Source organism: Vibrio sp. 10N.222.49.C9, assembly GCF_041474985.1.
GTDB lineage: Bacteria > Pseudomonadota > Gammaproteobacteria > Enterobacterales > Vibrionaceae > Vibrio > Vibrio crassostreae_C.
Map to the genome: position 1 here is coordinate 1 of NZ_JBFRVD010000426.1, position 250 is coordinate 250.

At 44.4% G+C, this 250-nt stretch carries 1 protein-coding gene; it reads left to right on the forward strand.

Annotated features, from left to right (window positions below; all coding sequences use genetic code 11):
* Positions 1-250: 5-formyltetrahydrofolate cyclo-ligase (locus AB4585_RS23815; protein WP_372171237.1), on the forward strand; the 250-nt coding region annotated here is incomplete at both ends.

The following is a 250-nucleotide window of genomic DNA, read 5'->3' on the forward strand; positions in this document are numbered from 1 at the left end:
GAACAACACTCAGCAGCCTCTCAATTAGTGACTCAGTTTCGCCAACTACCTGAATTGATAAGCGCCAAAAATGTAGCCCTGTATCTCGCCAATGATGGCGAAATAGATCCAAGCCTAGCCATACAATGGTGCTGGAAGAACAACATCAACACTTGTATCCCTGTACTTCATCCGTTTTCTAAAGGCCAGCTACTGTTTCTTCGCTTTACCGCAAACACCAATCTCACTCCCAACAAATATGGCATTCTTG